This window comes from Bradyrhizobium sp. 61 (assembly GCF_023073075.1).
Lineage (GTDB): Bacteria > Pseudomonadota > Alphaproteobacteria > Rhizobiales > Xanthobacteraceae > Bradyrhizobium > Bradyrhizobium barranii.
Genome location: NZ_JADPIU010000052.1, coordinates 545,072 through 564,247, shown reverse-complemented (window position 1 = coordinate 564,247; position 19,176 = coordinate 545,072). Strand labels below are relative to the sequence as shown.

The following is a 19,176-nucleotide window of genomic DNA, read 5'->3' as shown; positions in this document are numbered from 1 at the left end:
TCAGATAGCTCGCTAGTGCGCGGCGCGAAGTTGTGCCGACAGCGCATCGCGGTGCCCGGGCGCCGCGATCGCGATCATGCGGCGCGCGCGCTCGGCAAGTCCGCAACCGCGCAGCTCCGCAACGCCCCATTCGGTCACGATGGCATCGACGTCGGCGCGCGGCGTCGTCACGGTCTCCACATTGACGACAATGCGGCTGGTCCCGTCGGACGCCGTCGCCGGCAGCGCGATGATCGCCCTGCCCCCGGGCGATGCATTGGCACCGCGCACGAAATCGAGCTGCCCGCCGATGGCGCCGATCGCGACGCCGTTCAGCGTCTCGGAATTGACGCTGCCGTCGAGCCCGACCTGAAGCGCCGAGTTGATCGCGACCAGCCGGTTGATCCGCGCCAGCACGTTCTGGCCGTGCGTATACAACGTCGGCCGTACCGAAACAGCCTTGCTCTCGTGCACGAAGCGATAGAGCCGCTTCGTGCCGATCACCTGGTTCGTCACCGTGATCCCGGCGTCGATCCCCTTCGCCGCATTCGTCACCGCACCGCGCTCGATCAGATCGACGACGGCGTCGTTGATCAGGCCGGAATGGATGCCGAGATTGCGCGCATGCGACAGCGAAGACAGGATCGCATCCGGAATCCGGCCGACGCCGAACTGAAGCGTGCTGCCGTCGGCGATCAGGCTCGCCGCATGTGACGCGATTTTCCGTGAGACGTCATCAAGTGGCGCCGGCGGCAGTTCGACGGGCGGACGGCGAGCGGCGACCCGCAGATGGATCGGCGCGTCCGCAGGCCATTCCGCGCCAAACGTCCAGGGCGCATCCGGATTGATCTCGGCGATGACGATGCGCGCGCCCCGTGCGGCATCGATGACATAATCGTTGGAGAGGCTTGCGCTCAATCGACCATCGCCGGACTCGGCGAGTTGCACCAGCACCACATCCGCACGGTGGCGCCGTGAGGCGAAATCGGCGCAGAAGGCGCTGTAGTTGCTCGGGATCACGTCGAGCCGTCCCGCTTTCGCGAGCCGCCGCGCATTCCCGATCACACCATAGCTCTGGAACGAGATGTTGGGCGCGCACGCCGCGGAAAACGTGTCGGAGAATATTGGACCGACCATCATGCGGAACGCCGGCAGATGCCCGGCTTGCGCGACCAGCGCTTCGGTCAGGGTGACCGGCTCAGCCGTTGCCTGCCCGCACACGACACGGTCGCCCTCCCGGATCAGGCCGGAGAAGTCGACTTCCATTGGCGTCCCCGCTAAGCGATCCGCGCGAAGACTAGTAAGACTTCGCCAGACCGAGCACCTTTTCCGCAATGAAGCTGAGCGCGAGCTGCGGGCTGACCGGTGCGATGCGCGGGATCAGAACTTCACGCAAATAGCGCTCGACGTGGAATTCCTTGGCATAGCCGAAGCCGCCATGGGTCATCACGGCCTGCTCGCAGGCATGGTATCCGGCTTCGCCTGCGAAATATTTCGCGGCGTTCGCACCAGCGCCGCTGGGCAAGCCCTTGTCGTACTGCCAGGCTGCCTGCATCACCATCAGCCAGGCCGCCTCGAGCTCGACCCAGTTCACCGCGAGCGGATGCTGGATGCCCTGGTTCTTGCCGATCGGCCGATTGAACACCACGCGCGTCTTGGCGTATTCGGTCGCGCGCGACAGCGCGAGCTTGCCGAGGCCGACGGCTTCGGCGGCGATCAGGATACGCTCGGGGTTCATGCCTTCGAGGATATACTGAAAGCCCTTGCCCTCTTCGCCGATGCGGTCCTCCATCGGGATCTCGAAATCCTCGAAGAACAGCTCGTTGGAATCGACGATCTTGCGACCCATCTTCTCGATCTCGTGGACCTTGATCTTCTTGCGATCGAAATCGGTATAGAAGAGGCTGAGGCCGTGGGTCGGCGAGCGCACGTCCTCCAGCGGCGTGGTGCGCGCCAGCAGCAGGATCTTGTGCGCGACCTGCGCGGTGGAGATCCACACTTTTTGGCCGTTGACGATGTAGCGGTCGTTCTTGGCCACAGCACGCGTCTTGAGCTGGGTAGTGTTGAGCCCGGTGTTGGGCTCGGTGACGGCGAAGCACGCCTTCTCGCGGCCCTCGACCATCGGCGGCAGCATGCGCTTGCGCTGCTCTTCGGTGCCGAACACCACGACGGGGTTGAGCCCGAAGACGTTGATGTGCACCGCGGAGGCGCCGGACATGCCGGCGCCGGATTCCGCGATGGCACGCATCATGATCGCGGCCTCGGTGATGCCGAGCCCGGAGCCGCCATATTCCTCCGGCACGCAAATGCCGAGCCAACCGGCATCGGCCATCGCCTTGTGGAAGTCATGGGGGAAGCCGCCGTCGTGGTCCTTCTTCAGCCAATAAGCGTCAGGAAAGTCCTCGCAAACTTTTGCGACGGCGGCGCGAATGGCTTCCTGCTGATCGGTGAGCGCGAAATCCATGTTCTTGATCTCCTTCTTGGGAGCCGAGCTCCGATCCTAGCGCCCCATCTGCGAGGGCAGCCAGAGAATGATCGAGGGAAACGCCACCAGGATCGCGATCGCGATCAGGTGCGCAATGAAGTGCGGGAAGGTGCCGTGGAAGACTTCCGCCACCGGCCGCTTGGCATAGCGGGCAACGATGAAGCAGTTGAGCCCGACCGGCGGCGTGATCATGCCGACCTCGGCGGTGACGATCTTGATGACGCCGAACCAGATCGGATCGAAGCCGAGCGTCTTGATCAGCGGCAGCACGATCGGCACGGTCAGCACCAGGATTGCGATCTGGTCCATGAACGAGCCGAGCACGATGTAGCCGCACAGGATCAGCGTGATGATCACCCAGCGCGAGGCGGGCAGGCTGCCGATCCAGGCGACGAGGTCCTGCGTGACATGGGTGAGCGTGAAGAAATAGCCGAAGATCGAGGCACCGACCAGGATCATGATGATCATGCAGGTGCCGTGGCAGGCGCGCAGCAGCGTCGCATAGAGTGAGGACGGCGTGATCTTGCCCTTGACGATGGCGAGCAGGAAGGCGCCGAACGCGCCGAAGGCGGAGGCTTCCGTCGGCGTCGCGACGCCGAGATAGATCGTGCCCGTCACGATCGAGAACAGCACCACCATCGGCGAGACCTGCCACAGCAGCGCAAACTTCTCGCGCCACGGTACCGACTTCGCGGCCGGTGCGCGCGAGGGATCCTGCCAGACCAGGAAATAGATCGTGGCCATGATGGTGAACGTCACCAGGATCGCCGGGATGATGCCGCTGATCAGCAGCTTGCCGATGTTCACTTCGGCCAGCAGGCCGAAGATAACGAGCGCAACGCTGGTCGGCAGCAGCATCGACAGCGTGCCTGAGATCGCAACGACCCCCGCCGCCATCTTCGGCTCGTAGCCCTGGCGGATCATCGCGGGCAGGCTGGTCGAGGACAACGTCGCGGCCGAGGCGGTCGAGGTGCCGCAGATCGCACCGAAGCCTGCCCCAGCGAGCGCCGTCGCCATGCCGAGGCCGCCGGGAATGCGGCCGACCCAGGCCGAGGCGGTCTTGAACAGATCGTCCGCGACGCCCGACAGCAGCACGAGGTCTGCCATCAAGAGAAACATCGGAATGGTGATCAGCTCGTAGGCCGAAACGGTCGAGAGCGGCGCTGTCTGCAGGATGCCGAACAGCGTGGGCCATCCGCCAACCATGACGAGGCCGACCGATCCGGAGAAAGCCATGGCAAAGCCGACGGGCGTGCCGAGGGCAAGCAGGCCGAACAGCAGGGCGAGAACGATGAAAGGTGTCATGGATATCGCCCGTTACTCGAAGCCGCGTGCTTCGCCGACGCCGGTCACCGGCGGCAGCGGATAGAGGTCGCGGCCGCTGACGAGGCTCAACACATTGCCGACGAGCTGCAGCGCGAGCCGCAGCACCAGCACGCCGCAGCCGAACGGCACCAGCGCCGCCGAAATCCAGGTCGGCCAGGGGATCGCGCCGGAGAGCACGTCGTGCTGCTCGTAATTCTCCAGCGCGCGCTCGAAGCCGACCTTGCAGATCAGGATGAACACGAACAGGCCGGCAAGCGCCGTGACGATCTCGGACAACCGTCGCCCGGTCAGCGAGAAGCGCGACAAGAGGATGTCGACGCCGACATGGACATGCTCGCGCAACGCATCCGACAGCGTGAAGAAGAACACGCCGGCGAGGAGATAGAGCCCGATCAGATCATAGGTGAAGGAGAAAGGGCTGTTCAGCGCGTAACGCATGAACACGTCGGTCACCACCAGCAGCATGATCACGAACATGAAGACCACCGCGATCACCGTCAGCGCGCGCTCCAGCGCGCCGAGCACATCTCCTGCCCGTTTGATCACCTCTAGCGCCTCCCTGTTGGATGTCGGACTACTTGGCGCCACCGGCGGCGAGCAGATCGTCGAACTCCTTCAGCGCGGCGGATGCCTGCTTGCCGCGGCTGTCGAGCCCACTCGCCCACTCCTTGCCGACGCCCTTGAGCTTGTCCTTGATCTCGGTGCGCGTCGCCTCCGGCAGCGGATCGAATCTGATGCCTTCGTCCTGCATTTGCTTCTTGGTGACTTCGCCTTCCTTTTCGACGCCGGCGCAGGCTTGCGGCGTAATCGCCTCCGAAGCCTCGTTCATCGCCTTCTTCACGTCGTCGGGCAGCTTGTCCCAGACCGACTGGTTGATGGAATAGGCGACGATGAAGCTGCCGAAGCTGACGCCTTCGGTGGCGTGCTTGACCAGCTTGTCGAGGCCGTAGGAGACGACGCTGTCGAGCGGGAACAGCAGCCCGTCCATCGTGCCGCGCGACAGCGACTCATAGGCATCGGGCGCAGCCATGCGCACCGGCACGGCGCTGAGCGCACGCAGCGTCAGGTCCTGCGCGCCGCCCGTGGTGCGCAGCTTGAGGCCCTGCATGTCCTTGGTGGTTTCCACCTTCGACTTGACGGTCCACACCTGGTAGGGCGGCAGCACGACGGCGAGCAGCAGCTTGATCTTGTTCGGCGCGTATTCCTGCTTCGCCAAAATGCCTTCACGCGCGGTTTTCCAATAAGCGAGCGTGCCCTGGCAGCTGGTCGCGAACGCGCCCGGCAATTGCGCGACTTCCGAGAGCGGCATCTTGTCGGAGACATAGGACGGTCCGATGTAGCCGATGTCGACCACGCCGGACTGCGTCAGACGCAGCATGTCGGCGGCTTTGCCGATCTGCTGGTTCGGATAATAGGTGAAGGTCACCGCGCCATTGGTGCGCCTGGTGACGTCGTCCATCCAGGGCTTGAGCATCAGACGGACGAGATAGTGACCGGCGGGGAAGCTATCGGCGACCTTCAGCTCCAGGGCCTGCGCCTGCAGCGTCGAGACCGGCAGCGAGAGAGCGAGCACTGCTGCGGCCCTGACCAGATTCTTCTTCATGTCGTTCTCCTTGACGCGTCCCCACGCCGAACGCGGCAGCGAATTGCTGCGGCACCGTCCGGCCCTCGCTCTATTTCTTGTTTGAAAATGTACATATATGTGAATTTATCTGTCAAGTATATGAACTACGCATGGAGCTATGCGCCGTAGACCGAGGCCGTTGAATTGACACGGCCGCTTTATGAACTCTAACTCCACGTATATGAATTTATCCAACGAGGCGTCATGGGACCGCTCGCCGGCTTCACCATTCTCGACCTGACCTCGGTGCTAATGGGCCCCTACGGCACCCAGGTGCTGGCGGACATGGGCGCCGACATCATCAAGGTCGAAAGCCCCGAGGGCGACATCGTTCGCCAGATCGGTCCCGGCCGCACGCCCGGCATGGGCGGGATGTTCCTCAATGCCAATCGCGGCAAACGCAGCATCGTGCTCGACCTGAAGAAGACGGAAGGCCGCGACACCTTGCTGCGGCTGGCCAAGCGCGCCAACGCGCTCGTCTACAATGTGCGCCCGCAGGCGATGGCCCGGCTCGGCCTCGACTACGAGACACTTCGCGAGATCAACCCCGGCCTCGTCTATGTCGGCGCGTTCGGCTACGGCCAGTCCGGGCCCTATGCCGCAAAGCCCGCCTACGACGATCTGATCCAGGGCGCCGCCACCATTCCGACGCTGCTCGCAGCCGCCGGCGACGGCACGCCGCGCTACGTCCCCGTCACCATCGCCGACCGCATCGTCGGCCTGATGTTGGTCAACGCCATCATGGGCGGGCTGATGCATCAGAGCCGCGCCGGCGTCGGCCAACGCATCGACGTTCCCATGTTCGAATCGATGACGGAGTTCGTGCTGGTCGATCATCTGGGCGGCCTTACCTACGATCCGCCGCTCGACCATGGCGGCTACGCCCGCCTGCTGTCGCGCTATCGCCGCCCTTACAAGACCAGCGACGGTTATCTCTGCGTCCTCATCTACAACGACAAGCACTGGCGCAGCTTCTTTGAGGCGATCGGGCAGCCGCATTTCCTCGATCAGCCGCGCTTCGCCAACCACGCCGCGCGCACAAAACACATCGACGAGATCTATGAGGAGATCGGCCACATCTTCCTCACGCGCACCACCGCAGAATGGCGCGAGCTGCTCGAGCGCGCCGACATTCCGGTGATGCCGATGCATACGCTGGAGACGATCCTCGAAGATCCGCATCTCAACGCGATCGACTTCTTCAGGACAGTGGATCATCCCGTGGAAGGCCGGATCCGCCAGATGCGCGTGCCCTCCACCTGGAGCTTGACCCAGCCGGAAGCCGCCGGCCCCGCACCGACGCTCGGCCAGCATGGCCGCGACATTTTGCGCGAGGCCGGTTTCTCGACCGAGGAAATCGAACAACTCGCAGAGCAAAAAGCAGTTCACCTAGCCGCGCCGCCCTAACGGCAGCGCGGGCCAAATCGCAACGAGACAGGGAGGAAACCGCGATGGCCGGACTTTATTTCGAGGACTTTTCTGTGGACCAGGAGTTCAGGCATCCGCTGACCCGGACCGTCACGGAAATGGACAACACCATGTTCAGCCTGCTGACGCTCAACCCGCAGCCGCTGCATATCGACGCGCATTTCGCTGAAAAGACCGAGTTCGGCCAGCGCATTTTCAACAGCCTTTACACCCTCGGCATCATGATCGGCATGACGGTCTATGATACGACCATGGGGACCACCGTTGCCAATCTCGGCATGACCGACGTCACGTTCCCAAAACCGGTCTTCCATGGCGACACCTTGCGGGCGACGACGAAGGTGCTTTCGTTGAGGGAATCCAAATCGCGCCCGAGAGCGGGTATCGTCGAGTTCGAGCACCACGCCTTGAACCAGAACGACGAGATCGTCGGCAAATGCCGCCGCATGGCGATGATGCACAAGAGGCCGGTCTGATGCGTTCGATGCTGTTCGTGCCGGGGGATTCCCCGCGCAAATTCGAGAAGGCGAGCGAAGGCAAGGCCGACGCGCTGATCATCGATCTCGAGGATTCCGTCGTCACGGAGAAGAAGCCGGAAGCGCGCGGGCTGACGCTTGCGATGCTGAAGGGCCGCCCCGGCCCGCATCAGCTCTATGTCCGCGTCAACGCGCTCGATACCGGCCTGACGCTCACCGATCTCGCCGCGGTCATGCCCGGCAAGCCCGACGGCATCGTGCTGCCGAAATCGCAAGGCGGCGATGACGTGCGCCAGGTTGCAACCTGGCTCGAAGCCTTGGAAGCCGCGGCCGGCATCACGGTCGGCGCGACCCGCATCGTCTGTGTCGCGACGGAGACGGCCAGCTCGATCTTCGGGCTTGGCAGCTACAAGGGCTGCTCTCCTCGCCTCGCCGGATTGATGTGGGGTGCGGAAGATCTCTCGGCCTCGCTCGGCGCCACCGAGAAAGCCTCGGGCGGCGTGTTCCACAGCCCCTATCGGCTCGCGCGCGATCTCTGCCTGATGGCGGCGGCCGCGGCCGAAGTCGCGCCGATCGACACCGTCTATACCGACATCGACAACCTCGCCGGCCTCGAGCAGGAAACGCGGGCGGCGCGGCGCGACGGCTTTTCGGCGAAGGCGCTGATCCATCCGAAACATGTCGACGTCGTCAACGCGGCATTCGAGCCGACCGAGGCTGAGCGCACCTGGGCGGAAAAAGTGATCGCGGCATTCGCGAGCAATCCGAACTCCGGCACGCTGCGGCTCGACGGCCAGATGATCGACAAGCCGCATCTTCGCGCCGCGAAGAAGATCCTCGGCCAGACCTAGATCGGAACGCCGCCACCATGATCGTTCGCCAAGCCGCAAACGTCCTGGAGATCATGGAATTCTTCGCGCAAACGAGGAAGCCGGCGACGCTTGCCGAGATCGCCGATCATTTCGGCTGGCCGCGCTCGTCGACCTTCAACCTGCTCGCGACGCTGTCCGAGAAGGGCTACCTCTATGAACCGCGGCCGCGCGCCGGATTCTATCCGACGCCGCGCTGGCTGGCGATGGCACGGATGATCTCCGAGGTCGAGCCGCTGCCGCCGTGGACGCATCAGCTGATCGCAGATCTCTCCGCCGAGACGGGCGAGACCGCATCGATCGTGGCGCCGGCCGGCGTGATGGCGGTGTTCATCGACGTCGTCGAATCCCAGGCCGCGATCCGCTATTTCGCGACCATCGGCCACCGCGTGCCGATCCACGCCACCGCCAGCGGCCGCGCCCTGCTGCTGCAATATTCGCAGGAAGAGCGCGACTCCGTCTATCGCAAGATCGAGTTCAAGCAATACGGGCCCTCGACGCCGATCAGCATCGAGGCGGTCGAGATCGAGCTGCGCAATTCGATCGCGCGCGGCTATTGCCAGAGCTTCGCCGATTACAGCCGCGACCTCGCCGGCGCGGCGATCCCGCTGCCGATCGGTGACCGCCGGCTCTCGGTCGTCGTCGCAGGGCCGGAATTTCGCATTGGTCCAAAAGTGCCGGAGGTGGCCGCGCTGATCGCACGGACCGTCGACCGGCTGCGGCCGAAGACGACCGCGGCCTAAAGCCGGAGCCTCATTCGAGTCCCTGAACGGGCGGGGTCGAAGTCTCCGCCGGCGGAGCCGGGGCAGCTTGAACTGGCTGCACCGGGGGCGTGGCTTGAGCCGGCGGATTGCTGGCAGCTCTGATCTGGCCGTTAGCATTCATCGCCTCACGCGCGCGCGGCGGAGCGCCGGTCGCGGCTGCGCGGTACGCCTCGCGGCGTGGCGGCTGCTGGTGTCTTGCCGACCGCGAACCTCTCACGCCCCATGACCTCGCGATTGAAGGACCGGCGGTATAGCCAATCACTGCACCCGCGACCGCACCGACCGGACCGAGCACGACGGCCCCGGACACGGCGCCTATCGCCGCAGCACCAGCGCGCTCCTGCGCAACGGCGCTCGCAGGCACGCCAGCCAGCAGCACGACCGCAGTGATCAAAACTTTCTTCATCGGAGCGCCTCCCTCTCGGGAGATCACTCTTACTCAAATATGGCCGCACGAGGTTTGTTCGTTGCCCAACACGGGGCAATGACCGATGGAACTCCGGCAATTCAAAGACCTCCGCCGCCACTCGTGGTTCCAGCGGGGCCAGATCACGGCGCGATCTTGTCGCTGGTGAATCCGTTACCATCGAGCGCACGACGCACGGTGCCGTCTATCTTGGCTTCATCCAGGAAGCGCGCCGCCCAGGCCTTCGCCACGGCCTTGCCCTTGGGAACAACCACGACCACGCCGGTCGACTGGATCACCTCATCCAGCACCTTGGTCCCGGGCAGCTTTCGCGAAAGGTCTTCCAGAGCTCCCATGCCCATCGCCAGAGCATCGAGCTGCCCCTTGCCGATCAATTCGGCCGCCTCTTCGGGCTTCACGAACTTTGTCAGCTTCGCCTGTTTTAGCGATTTCTCGACCGTGCGTGACGTCGATGTCCCTTCGATGCAACCAACCCGCATGCCGGCGCGATCGACATCCGCAACCGAGCGGATGACCGATCCGGCGCGGATGAGATAGCCGCTCATATAGGCGACGTAAGCTGGACCCTGGTCCACGAACGCCTCGCGCTTGACGTCCGCCGGCATGAAGGAGAGATCCCAGACGTCCTTACTGCCAGCGGCCGCGATCTCGTCGGAGCTCTGATATTCGATGAGCTGGAGCGGAACGTGCAGCTTGTCGGCGGCGGCCTTGGCGAGCTCGACGGTGACGCCGCGCGGCTTTCCGGTGGAAGGATCGCGCGTCGTCCAGAAGGCCGACGCGGCTGGGCCGACGGCCACGGCCACGCGGAGCGCTCCCGTCGGCGCGATGTCGACGGGGCCTTCGGCTTTCAAGCTGGGAATGGAGGTCATAATGAAGACCAAGCCCAACGCAGCAATCAGACCACGCCGCAACATTTAGCGCCTCCAAGATTGGACAATCCGTCGACAAGCTGACGATGCGCTCCCTCGCCCCGTTCTTACGGGGAGAGGTAAAGAACTACACGATCTTGATCGACATATCAGGCAGGCCCTCGAGCTTGCACAAGAGCACGTCGCCCTTCACCACCGGGCCGACATTCTCCGGCGTGCCGGAATAGATGATGTCGCCGGCCTTCAGGTCGAACGCTTCGGAGAGCTTTGCGATCTGCTCGGCGACGCTCCAGATCATCTTGCTGAGATCCGAGTTCTGCTTGACGGTGCCGTTGATCGCGAGCGAGATGGCGCCCTTCTCGAAATGGCCGGTCTTGCTGGCCGGATGGATCGGCCCGATCACCGCGGCGTGGTCAAAGCTCTTGCCGATCTCCCAGGGCTTCTTCTCCGCGGCCATGCCGTTCTGGAGATCGCGCCGGGTCATGTCGAGGCCGAGCGCGTAGCCATAGACATGGTCGAGTGCCTTGTCGGCTGGGATGTTGGTGCCGCCGGATTTCAGCGCGGCGACCAGCTCGACCTCGTGATGATAGTTCTTGGTCAGCGACGGATAGGGATGGTCGGCGACCTGGCCGACCGCGACGTTCTGGATCGCGTCGGTCGGCTTCTGGAAGAAGAAGGGTGGCTCGCGGTTCGGATCCGAGCCGCGCTCGATCGCGTGCGCGGCATAGTTGCGGCCGATGCAGTAGATGCGGCGAACCTGGAACACACTCGTTTCGCCGACGATCGGGATCGAAACCATCGGCACCGGGAAGATCGGCTTGGGTGCGGCCTGCGCCGCAGCCGGCGTCGCCTCAGTAAGGCCTGCCGCTGTCATCGCGGCCGCGGCAGTGAGCACGCTGCGTCGCGTGGTTTTTGTCATGGCTTCACTCCCTGATATTTGCCGTTTCTTGTCGAACGGTAGTCTTAGAGCCAAATGCAGGGCGGGCCAATGGCCCGCCCTGTACGTCTTAAGTCGCGACGCGATCGAAGAACGCGCGAACTTTTTGCGCGCATGCGTCCGGGTCAGTCGCGGCGACGTGATAGGAATCGCCCGGCAGCACTTCCAGCTTCGAGCCCGGAATCGTCTCCTGCCATGCCTTCACGGAGGTGACGTCGCCAAGACCGGAGCCGGTCGTGGTGATCACCAGCGTCGGACGCTTGATGGACGGAAGCTCGCCGGTGACGTCGACCGTCGGCACCATCTGTAGGAATGCCTCCAGCGTCGAAGCCTTGGTCTTCGACATCAGCTTGATCCACCAGTCCAGCGCCGGCGGCGGCAGCGACGAGCCGAGTCGGCCTGCGGTGGTCTCGCGCACCCAGGGCTCGACGCCCTGCTCGCGGATCTGCTTGCGCCAGGTCGGCGCCCGCTCGTTGAACGAGGTGAGCGAGGCCGGCGCACCGACCGCGGCGACTGCGATCACGCGATCCGGGTGTTTTGCGGTCAGGTGCATCGCCAGGGTGCCGCCGATCTTGCCGCCAACCAGGGAAACGCGATCGAGCTTCAGCACGTCCAGCATCCGGATGATGTCGTCGCCAAGGCCTGCGAAGCGGTAGACATAGTCGCCCTGCATCGGTGTCGAATCGCCATAGCCGCGCAGGTCAGGCCGCACCACGAGGTGATGCGTGGCGAAATACGGCACCCAGCGCCGGAACGCCTCGCCGCTCTCGGCGAGCCCGTGCAGCATCACGACCGGCGGTTTGACGTCCCATGGCAGCAGATAATCATCGATGCGAACCGCAAGCTCGCAATCCTCGCTGACACCGATCTTCCGCAGTTCGCTACCCATCAGATACACCTCGTTCCGCCGCCATCGACATTGATGCAGGTACCAGTAATGAAGGACGCGCGGTCTGAACAGAGGAACGCGACGATGCCGGACACCTCGTGCGGCTGCCCGACGCGGCCGAGCGGAACCGAGGCGATCGCCGCAGCATTGGTCGCGCCCTGATCTTGCCCGGCGATCGCCGCACCTTGAGAGATGAGGCTGTCCCAACGATCGGTCTGCACCGGTCCGGGATTGACGCCGGTGACCAGCACATTGTCGGGCGCGCATTCCTCGGCGAGCGCCAGCGTGAAGTTGAGCAGCGCCGCGTTGACCGCGCCGCCCGCCATATAGGCCGCGCGCGGCTGGTGGCCGCTGCGGCCGATGATGTTGATGACGCGGCCCCAGCGGCGGTCGCGCATTTCAGGCAAGACATTGCGCGCACAGCGCATGTAGCCGAGCAGTTTTAGCTCGATCGACTTGGCCCAGGTCGCATCCGGCGTCTCCGCGATCCGGCCCATCGGAGAGGCGCCGGCGTTGTTGACGAGGATATCGATGCGGCCGAAGGCTTCGCGCGCGGTGGCCATCGCGCGGGCGATGTCGTCGGGCTTGGTCATGTCGCCGGCACAGGCGATCACGCGCCGGCCCGTATCCCGCGACATCTCCTGCGCCGACGCGGCAAGGCGCTCCGCGTCGCGCGCGACGATGACGACATGCGCCTGCTCGCGCGAAAGCTCGGCGGCAATGGCACGGCCGATACCGATGCTGCCGCCGGTCACGACGGCAACCTTGCTGCCCAGATTGAGATCCATGACGCTACCCCAACTCGCTAATCAACCGTGGCGCCGGAGGCCTTGACGAGCTTGCCCCATTTTGCGGTTTCGTCCGTCATGAATTGACCGAATGCGTCGCCGAAAACGGTGCCGGGCTCGGCCCCGAGTTCAGCGAGCCGCTTCTTGACATCCGGCATCTTCAGAATGGTCTCGAGCTCGCCGCTCAGCTTGGCGAGCGCGGGCGCAGGCGTCTTGGCCGGCGCCACCAGTCCGAACCAGGACGAAGCCTCGAAGCCGGGAATGGTGTCAGCCACCGTCGGCACGTCGGGCAGTGCTTCCGCACGCTTGGCGCCTGCGACCGCGATCGCATTGATGGCCTTGCCCTGCACCTGCGGCAGCACCGCCGGCATGTTGTCGAACATGAAGGGGATCTGGCCCGCGAGCAGGTCGTTCATCGCCGGCGCCGCGCCACGATAGGGCACGTGCACGATGTCCACGCCGGCCATGCTCTTGAGCAGTTCGCCCGCCAGATGATTGGTCGAGCCGATGCCGGACGAGCCGAAATTCAGCGAGCCGGGCTTGGCCTTGGCGAGCGCGATCAGCTCGCCGACATTCTTCGCCTGCACCGACGGATTGACCACCAGCACAATCGGCACCGAGGCGATCAGCGCCACCGGCGCAAACGCCTTGGCCGGATCGAACGGCAGCTTTTTGTAGAGGGAGCCGTTGATCGTCAGCGGAGGCGGCGCGGTCAGCAGCAGGGTGTAGCCATCGGGCTCTGCGCTCGCGACCGTCTCGGCGCCGATATTGCCGCCGGCGCCGCCGCGGTTCTCCACCAGGAAGGTCTGGCCGTTCCGTTCGGTCAGCTTCTGCGCGACGATACGGGCGATGATGTCGTTGGACCCGCCGGCCGGGAACGGCACGATGATCTTGACGGGTCGGGAGGGATAATCCTGCGCTACCGCGAAGCCGGAGAACAGAACGGCCGCACAGGCGGCCAGAAAGGTGCGTCGCATAACCCCGCGCATGGGCACTTCCTTGATGTTTGTCTTGTTGTTGATTGATTCATCACGCCGTCAGCAATGGCCTCAACTTGCCGACGTCGTCAAGCCGTTCGAGATTGCCGATCTGGTCGATCAGCTTCTCGGCCCTGTCACTGCCCAATACCGGTGCAATCAGATCCCGCGTCTTGGCCGCCACTGCTTCCGTGCTCAGCGGATTCTCCTTGGTGCCCGGCGGATACTTCGTGAAGTGCTCGACCTTCTTGCCATCGGTCAATGTCACCTCGACGACAGCGCCGCGCGGCGCTGCCGGGTCCATCAGTGCCTTGTCGCCGGCCAGCGTCACCTTGGCGCGCTGCTCCAGGATTTTCGGATCGTGCATCAGCGCGACGTTGTGACTGTCGTTGAACGACACGGCGCCCTTGACCAGCGCGACAGCGACGAGATGCTGGCAGTTGACGTCTGGCATCGCGCTCTCGCCCACAATTCCCATCGCATCGGTCGGCAGCTTGACCAGGATGCTACGCACATTATCTGGCGTGAGGCTGTGCTGCTTGCGCAGCGTCAGCATCGCATCCAGCGGCGACTGGATGGGATAGCCGACCGAGAAGGTCTTGATTGCGGTCTCCGTGACGTAGAAGCGACTGCCAAGCTCTTTCACCATCTCTTCCGGCTTCGGATCGCTCGACAGTGCAATGAAGAGATTATGCGTGCCGTCGAGCACGTCGTCGACGCCTGTTAAGCCATTCTTCACCATGTCGACGGCCATCACTCCGTTGCGGGCCCCCATGCCGGCGAAGTCGAACGCTTTCTCGATGTGGTCGTGGTCCTTCACCCAGCTCCAGAGGCCGGAGACCTGCTGCGACGAATAGGAGATCGCGTAACGCATTCCCTTCTCATCTAACAGCGCCAGCGAGGCGGCGGCACCAAGCGCGCCGAAGGTCGATGACGTCCCCTCTGCGCTCCGGTGCGTACCGCGGACGAGATCCGGACCCAGCGCCATCAGCAGGCGGCAGGTCAGGTCGTAGCCGAGCGTAACGGCGCGAATGAAATCCTGCCCACTGCGATGCTCGCGCTCACCAATCGCGAGGGCGGCGGGCACGACCGAGCATCCCGGATGCGCCTTGGTGACGGGCTCGAAATCGTCGGTCTCGTCGGCATGCGCACACATGGCGTTGGCCAATGCCGCGTTGACCGCCGTGGTGCGGAAATCGGAACCGATCACGGATGCCTGCTCATCACCGCCGAGCGTGTGAATATATTTCAATGCCATCTCGCCCGGCCGCATGCGCGAGCCCGACACCATCGCACCGAGCGTGTCGAGAATGCGATGCTTGCATTCGAGCATGACTTGTGCGGGCAGTTCCTGATCGCGCGCGACGACCATGTAGCGGGCAAGGCGCTCCGTCACGCCCGGACCTTCGGCGAGAGCCGCACGGCCACCGGTCGCGGCCAGGGCGGCAACCGAACCGGCGGACTGCAGGAAACGGCGGCGTGACGGCATGCTGTTCTCCTCCGCGGTCAGGTTGCGACCGACATCCTTGCGATCTCCGCCGCGTTCGGCAGGTTCTCGACATTCCAGCAGGCGTCCATCACGCGCCGGATCGTCGCAGCAGGGATGATACCCTCTGCAAGGTCCGAGAATTTGGTTTCGAGCTGCTTGTCCGTCATCGGCACCTCGACGCTGCCGATCGCATGCTCGATGTAGCGGTTGAGCTTGCGGCCGTCCTTGAGCACGATGGTGAGATCGACCTGCTCCGGCTTGATGCCTGATGTTGTGACCGGGTTCACCTTGCCACGCAGCGCGACGACGGTCGGATCGGTTACGGCCCGGTCACTGAACTGCTTCTCACCGCCGGCGCCCTCGACGATGGCCACCGCGACCGCGTGATAGATGCTGAACTTGCCTTCGAGGCCCGCCTTCGGCGTCTTCTTGCCGGTGAGTTCCAGCACCAGCGGATGGACCTTGAGGTCGACGCGCTCGATCTGGTCCGCAGTCACCTTGCTCTCGTTGCGGAGCTGGATCGCGGCGTCGATCGCCGGGTGCATGACGATGCCGCAGGCGAATGGCTTGTAGGTATTGAGCGCGGCCTCATAGCGTTTGCCGAGGTCGCCCAGGATCTCGTTGTAGTCCTGCTTGGTGCTGATCGTGTTGGCCCAGCCGCGCTTGGCCTCGATCATGGCGTCGGACGAGGTGAAATTCTTCGAGGCCAGGATCGCCGCGAAAATGCCGCTTGATGCGGCACGGCCTGGATTGAAGCTCTTGTTCATCGAGCCGAAGGATTCGCGCAGGCCCACCGGCTGCGAGGCGGCAAGGCCGAGCGCCCACGTCATCTGCTGCTCGTTCAGCTTCAACAGCTTGCCGACGGCCGCGGCCGAGCCGAACACACCGGCGGTGCCGGTGATGTGCCAGCCGACATCGTAATGGTTCGGATAGACCGAGTTGCCGATCCGGCACTCGGTCTCGACGCCGAGCACCAGCGCGTTCAGGAAATCCTTGCCCGATACCGGCTGCATTTCCGACAGCGCGAGAATGGCCGAGGCCACGGGACCGGCAGGATGGATGATCGTCTTCAGGTGGGTGTCGTCATAGTCGAAGATATGGCTCGACACACCGTTGATGAAGGCCGCGTTCATGATGTCGAACCGCTCGCGCCGCCCGAACAGCGAGGCTTGCTGCGGCCCGGAGAACGGACCGAGCGCGGAGACCGCGATATCGACCGTCTCGTGATGCGATCCGCCGATGGCGACGCCGACCCAGTTCAGCAGCGTGCGCACGCCTTCCTTGCGCACATTGGCCGGCAGGTCGTCATAACTCGCGGTCACGAGATAATGCGCCAGCGCACGCGTCACCTCCTTGGGTGGCGCCGCGGCGGACGTTGCGGCCGGCGTCTGCGCGAAGGCGGCGTTGGCGCCAACGGTTGCGAGTGGCAGCGCGGCCGCCACCTGAAGCAGAGTCCTGCGATCAGTTTGCATGGGCAGCCTCCTTGACCTTGATCGATACCAGTTGTGCCGCGAGCCGCACCGCGCTTTCGAGCGCGCCGGTCTTGGCGACGCCCGTGCCGACGATGTCGAACGCGGTGCCATGCGATGGCGTAGTGAAGACGGTCTCGAGACCCGCGGTGACGGTGACGCCGCGGTTGAAGCCGCGCAGCTTGGTCGCGATCTGGCCCTGGTCGTGATACATCGCGACCACGCTGTCGAACTCGCCCGCGAAGGCGCGGACGTAGACAGTGTCGGCGGGATATGGCCCAGTGCAGGCAATGCCGCGCTTCGCGGCGGCTTCGACGGTCGGTCGGATCATCTCGATCTCGTCGCGGCCGAACAGGCCGTTCTCGCCGGCATGCGGATTGAGCGCGGCGACCGCGATGCGCGGCCTGGCGACGCCAGCCCTCCGCATCATGCGGTCGACCAGCTCGATCGAGTCGGTGATGCTCTCCGGATTGATGCCGTCGAGCGCCTCACGCAGCGACTGATGCCCGGTGACGCGCGACATCCACTGGCCGTCGAGCACGTTCATCTCGGAGAAGTAAGTCTTGTGGCCGAGCAGGCTCGCGAACATCTTGTGCTCGTCGGGGAACTTCCAGCCGCCGTCGAACATCGCGCGCTTGTTGAGCGGCGCAAACGTGATCGCGTCGACCTCGCCCGCCTTGGCGAAGTCGATCGCGCGCGACAGCGTCTCGCCGGTCAGCCGGCCGGACTCGGCGCTGGCTTTGCCGATCGGGAATTTGGCGGGATCGGTGTTGCCGAGGTCGACGAGCTGCACCGTGCCGCGGCCCCAATTGGCCGCCTTGGGCGAAGCGATCCGCTCGACCTTCAGATTCACCCCGGCATGCGCCATGCCCATCTCTAGCACGCGGGCGTCACCGATCACGACGAGGCGGGCTGCGTCAGCGAGCCGGTCGTCGGAGAGGATGCGCGCGATCTGCTCGGGGCCAATGCCGGTACAGTCGCCAGGGGTCAGCGCAATGACGGGCAGTTCGTTGGTGTTGGTAGCCATATTGAAAGCCTTGGATCCTTACTTCGCTTGTTGGAGTTGAGCGGTGGACTGAGCCCAGTCCTCCCGGTTGAATTCTCCGTCCCATTTCGCGACCACGATCGCGGCGACGGCATTGCCGATGGTGTTGGTGATCGAGCGCGCCAGCGACATGAAGCGGTCGATGCCGAGCAGCAGCGCCAGTCCCTCCGCCGGCAACCCCGCGGCGATCACCGTCGCGGCGAGCGCGGCGAAAGCGCCGCCGGTGACGCCCGCGGCGCCTTTGCTGGTGAACAGCATCACCACGAACAGGCTCAATTGCTGGCCGGCCGACAATTCGATGCCGTAGACCTGGGCGACGAACATCGTGGAGAGCGGCAGCGTCAGCGCGACACCATCGAGATTGAAGGAATAGCCGGAGGGAATGACGAGGCCAGCGACTGCCCGCCCCACACCCGCCTTCGGCAGCTTCTCCATCATGCCGGGGATGGCAGTCTCCGACGAGGAGGTGCCGAGCACGACCAGCAGTTCGTTCCGCAGCAGCCGCAGCAAATCCATCAGGCGAATACCGGCGAGGCGACAGATCGTGCCAAGAATGACGAAGATGAAGAACGCCATCATCGCCCACGCGGTGCCGACCAATAGCGCCAGCGCATAGAGGGTGGCGGCGCCGAACTTCGCCACGGTGAAAGCCATGGCACCGAACGCTCCGATCGGGGCCAGCGCCACCACGACGTGAACGACGCTGAACACCAGCTCGGTCACGCGCTCGAGGCCCGTCCGAAGCGGCGCGGCCTTTTCGCCGAGCAGCAGCAGGCCGATGCCGCAAAGAAGCGCGAGCACGAGCACCTGGAGCACGTCGCCGGCCGCGAACGCGCCGACAAAACTCTCCGGGATCATGTGCTGGATGTAGGCTGACAGCGACCCGACATGGGCCTGCGAATAGCGCGCGACGGTCTCCGCCTGCTGCGCCGTGGCATGCGCCACGCCCGCGCCGGGCTGCACCCAGCGCACCACCACAAAACTGATCAACAGACAGACGGTCGTCACCGCCTCGAAATAAGCGAAGGCCTTGAGCCCGATGCGGCCCACCGCCTTCATGTCGCCGACCTGCGCGATGCCGGTGACCACCACCAGGAAGATCAGCGGCGCGATCGTCATCTTGATCAGCGAGATGAAGGCATCGCCGAGCGGCTTGAAGTCGACGGCGACGGTCGGAAGCAGGAAGCCGAACAGTGCGCCGAGCGCGGCGCCGGCGACGACCAGGACATATTGCTCGCGCCAGAGCGGCTTGCGGCGGCGTTCGGAAACCGGGCGCGACATCGGCTCAGTCGATATGGGCTCAGACAGCGGCGTTGCGGCGATCTGCAATTTGCT

At 64.5% G+C, this 19,176-nt stretch carries 18 protein-coding genes and 1 pseudogene; 4 read left to right on the top strand and 15 right to left on the bottom strand.

The genetic code is table 11. From position 1 onward, the window contains the following. Nucleotides 1-12: 12 nt before the first annotated feature. The 5 genes from IVB46_RS17665 to dctP are packed head-to-tail and all read right to left on the bottom strand — an operon-like array spanning nucleotide 13 to nucleotide 5,393. The gene (locus tag IVB46_RS17665; RefSeq protein WP_247304387.1) at nucleotides 13-1,245 is read right to left on the bottom strand and encodes an acetyl-CoA hydrolase/transferase C-terminal domain-containing protein; all 1,233 of its coding nucleotides are present in this window, start codon (nucleotides 1,243-1,245) and stop codon (nucleotides 13-15) included. Nucleotides 1,246-1,276: 31 nt separating this feature from the next. Next, the gene (locus IVB46_RS17660) at nucleotides 1,277-2,443 is read right to left on the bottom strand and encodes an acyl-CoA dehydrogenase family protein (RefSeq protein WP_063981379.1); all 1,167 of its coding nucleotides are present in this window, start codon (nucleotides 2,441-2,443) and stop codon (nucleotides 1,277-1,279) included. Nucleotides 2,444-2,479: 36 nt separating this feature from the next. Further along, nucleotides 2,480-3,769: a TRAP transporter large permease gene (locus tag IVB46_RS17655; protein ID WP_071910094.1), complete on the bottom strand. Its 1,290-nt coding sequence runs from the start codon at nucleotides 3,767-3,769 to the stop codon at nucleotides 2,480-2,482. A 12-nt stretch (nucleotides 3,770-3,781) separates the two neighbouring features. Further along, entirely contained in the window at nucleotides 3,782-4,336 is a 555-nt protein-coding gene (locus IVB46_RS17650) for a TRAP transporter small permease (protein WP_028147088.1), read from the bottom strand. 28 nt (nucleotides 4,337-4,364) lie between these two features. Next, on the bottom strand, nucleotides 4,365-5,393 hold the full coding sequence (gene dctP, locus IVB46_RS17645) for a TRAP transporter substrate-binding protein DctP (protein WP_247304389.1): 1,029 nt from the start codon (nucleotides 5,391-5,393) through the stop codon (nucleotides 4,365-4,367). Nucleotides 5,394-5,618: 225 nt separating this feature from the next. On the opposite strand from dctP, the gene IVB46_RS17640 reads away from it, so the two are divergent. From IVB46_RS17640 to IVB46_RS17625, 4 genes and pseudogenes are all read left to right on the top strand, one after another. Further along, entirely contained in the window at nucleotides 5,619-6,821 is a 1,203-nt protein-coding gene (locus IVB46_RS17640; RefSeq protein ID WP_247343168.1) for a CoA transferase, read from the top strand. Between the two features lie 29 nt (nucleotides 6,822-6,850). Then, nucleotides 6,851-7,318, top strand: a pseudogene (locus tag IVB46_RS17635) (MaoC family dehydratase); the annotation flags it as partial. Next, nucleotides 7,318-8,169: a CoA ester lyase gene (locus tag IVB46_RS17630; protein ID WP_039157795.1), complete on the top strand. Its 852-nt coding sequence runs from the start codon at nucleotides 7,318-7,320 to the stop codon at nucleotides 8,167-8,169. The pseudogene IVB46_RS17635 and the gene IVB46_RS17630, both read left to right, overlap by 1 nt. Nucleotides 8,170-8,186: 17 nt before the next feature. Next, entirely contained in the window at nucleotides 8,187-8,930 is a 744-nt protein-coding gene (locus IVB46_RS17625) for a helix-turn-helix domain-containing protein (protein ID WP_063981375.1), read from the top strand. A 10-nt stretch (nucleotides 8,931-8,940) separates the two neighbouring features. Here the strand turns inward: IVB46_RS17625 and IVB46_RS17620 are convergent, their stop codons facing one another. From IVB46_RS17620 to IVB46_RS17575, 10 genes are all read right to left on the bottom strand, one after another. Further along, the gene (locus tag IVB46_RS17620) at nucleotides 8,941-9,357 is read right to left on the bottom strand and encodes a hypothetical protein (protein WP_084794986.1); all 417 of its coding nucleotides are present in this window, start codon (nucleotides 9,355-9,357) and stop codon (nucleotides 8,941-8,943) included. 143 nt (nucleotides 9,358-9,500) lie between these two features. Next, nucleotides 9,501-10,247: a transporter substrate-binding domain-containing protein gene (locus IVB46_RS17615; protein WP_247304396.1), complete on the bottom strand. Its 747-nt coding sequence runs from the start codon at nucleotides 10,245-10,247 to the stop codon at nucleotides 9,501-9,503. 127 nt (nucleotides 10,248-10,374) lie between these two features. After that, entirely contained in the window at nucleotides 10,375-11,166 is a 792-nt protein-coding gene (locus IVB46_RS17610) for a fumarylacetoacetate hydrolase family protein (protein WP_247304398.1), read from the bottom strand. A gap of 88 nt (nucleotides 11,167-11,254) precedes the next feature. Then, entirely contained in the window at nucleotides 11,255-12,073 is an 819-nt protein-coding gene (locus tag IVB46_RS17605; protein ID WP_247304401.1) for an alpha/beta hydrolase, read from the bottom strand. Further along, on the bottom strand, nucleotides 12,073-12,861 hold the full coding sequence (locus IVB46_RS17600; RefSeq protein ID WP_247304403.1) for an SDR family NAD(P)-dependent oxidoreductase: 789 nt from the start codon (nucleotides 12,859-12,861) through the stop codon (nucleotides 12,073-12,075). The genes IVB46_RS17605 and IVB46_RS17600 overlap by 1 nt, the downstream gene beginning before the upstream one ends. A 17-nt stretch (nucleotides 12,862-12,878) precedes the next feature. After that, on the bottom strand, nucleotides 12,879-13,850 hold the full coding sequence (locus tag IVB46_RS17595; RefSeq protein WP_028147098.1) for a tripartite tricarboxylate transporter substrate binding protein: 972 nt from the start codon (nucleotides 13,848-13,850) through the stop codon (nucleotides 12,879-12,881). 40 nt (nucleotides 13,851-13,890) lie between these two features. Further along, complete coding sequence (locus IVB46_RS17590; RefSeq protein ID WP_247304415.1) at nucleotides 13,891-15,327, bottom strand: MmgE/PrpD family protein; 1,437 nt, start codon at nucleotides 15,325-15,327, stop codon at nucleotides 13,891-13,893. A 17-nt stretch (nucleotides 15,328-15,344) separates the two neighbouring features. Beyond that, entirely contained in the window at nucleotides 15,345-16,799 is a 1,455-nt protein-coding gene (locus IVB46_RS17585) for an MmgE/PrpD family protein (RefSeq protein WP_247304416.1), read from the bottom strand. After that, nucleotides 16,789-17,823 (bottom strand): 4-hydroxythreonine-4-phosphate dehydrogenase PdxA, encoded by a 1,035-nt coding sequence (locus IVB46_RS17580; protein ID WP_247304418.1) that lies wholly within the window; start codon nucleotides 17,821-17,823, stop codon nucleotides 16,789-16,791. The genes IVB46_RS17585 and IVB46_RS17580 overlap by 11 nt, the downstream gene beginning before the upstream one ends. An 18-nt stretch (nucleotides 17,824-17,841) precedes the next feature. Next, nucleotides 17,842-19,170: a cation:dicarboxylase symporter family transporter gene (locus IVB46_RS17575; protein WP_247304420.1), complete on the bottom strand. Its 1,329-nt coding sequence runs from the start codon at nucleotides 19,168-19,170 to the stop codon at nucleotides 17,842-17,844. Nucleotides 19,171-19,176 lie beyond the last annotated feature (6 nt).

Excerpts from the sequence above, each read along its gene's own strand:
- IVB46_RS17665 (WP_247304387.1), bottom strand. The coding sequence starts at position 1,245 with ATGGAAGTCGACTTCTCCGGCCTGATCCGGGAGGGCGACCGTGTCGTG.
- IVB46_RS17660 (WP_063981379.1), bottom strand. The coding sequence starts at position 2,443 with ATGGATTTCGCGCTCACCGATCAGCAGGAAGCCATTCGCGCCGCCGTC.
- IVB46_RS17655 (WP_071910094.1), bottom strand. The coding sequence starts at position 3,769 with ATGACACCTTTCATCGTTCTCGCCCTGCTGTTCGGCCTGCTTGCCCTC.
- dctP (WP_247304389.1), bottom strand. The coding sequence starts at position 5,393 with ATGAAGAAGAATCTGGTCAGGGCCGCAGCAGTGCTCGCTCTCTCGCTG.
- IVB46_RS17640 (WP_247343168.1), top strand. The coding sequence starts at position 5,619 with ATGGGACCGCTCGCCGGCTTCACCATTCTCGACCTGACCTCGGTGCTA.
- IVB46_RS17630 (WP_039157795.1), top strand. The coding sequence starts at position 7,318 with ATGCGTTCGATGCTGTTCGTGCCGGGGGATTCCCCGCGCAAATTCGAG.
- IVB46_RS17625 (WP_063981375.1), top strand. The coding sequence starts at position 8,187 with ATGATCGTTCGCCAAGCCGCAAACGTCCTGGAGATCATGGAATTCTTC.
- IVB46_RS17620 (WP_084794986.1), bottom strand. The coding sequence starts at position 9,357 with ATGAAGAAAGTTTTGATCACTGCGGTCGTGCTGCTGGCTGGCGTGCCT.
- IVB46_RS17615 (WP_247304396.1), bottom strand. The coding sequence starts at position 10,247 with ATGACCTCCATTCCCAGCTTGAAAGCCGAAGGCCCCGTCGACATCGCG.
- IVB46_RS17610 (WP_247304398.1), bottom strand. The coding sequence starts at position 11,166 with ATGACAAAAACCACGCGACGCAGCGTGCTCACTGCCGCGGCCGCGATG.
- IVB46_RS17605 (WP_247304401.1), bottom strand. The coding sequence starts at position 12,073 with ATGGGTAGCGAACTGCGGAAGATCGGTGTCAGCGAGGATTGCGAGCTT.
- IVB46_RS17600 (WP_247304403.1), bottom strand. The coding sequence starts at position 12,861 with ATGGATCTCAATCTGGGCAGCAAGGTTGCCGTCGTGACCGGCGGCAGC.
- IVB46_RS17595 (WP_028147098.1), bottom strand. The coding sequence starts at position 13,850 with ATGCGCGGGGTTATGCGACGCACCTTTCTGGCCGCCTGTGCGGCCGTT.
- IVB46_RS17590 (WP_247304415.1), bottom strand. The coding sequence starts at position 15,327 with ATGCCGTCACGCCGCCGTTTCCTGCAGTCCGCCGGTTCGGTTGCCGCC.
- IVB46_RS17585 (WP_247304416.1), bottom strand. The coding sequence starts at position 16,799 with ATGCAAACTGATCGCAGGACTCTGCTTCAGGTGGCGGCCGCGCTGCCA.
- IVB46_RS17580 (WP_247304418.1), bottom strand. The coding sequence starts at position 17,823 with ATGGCTACCAACACCAACGAACTGCCCGTCATTGCGCTGACCCCTGGC.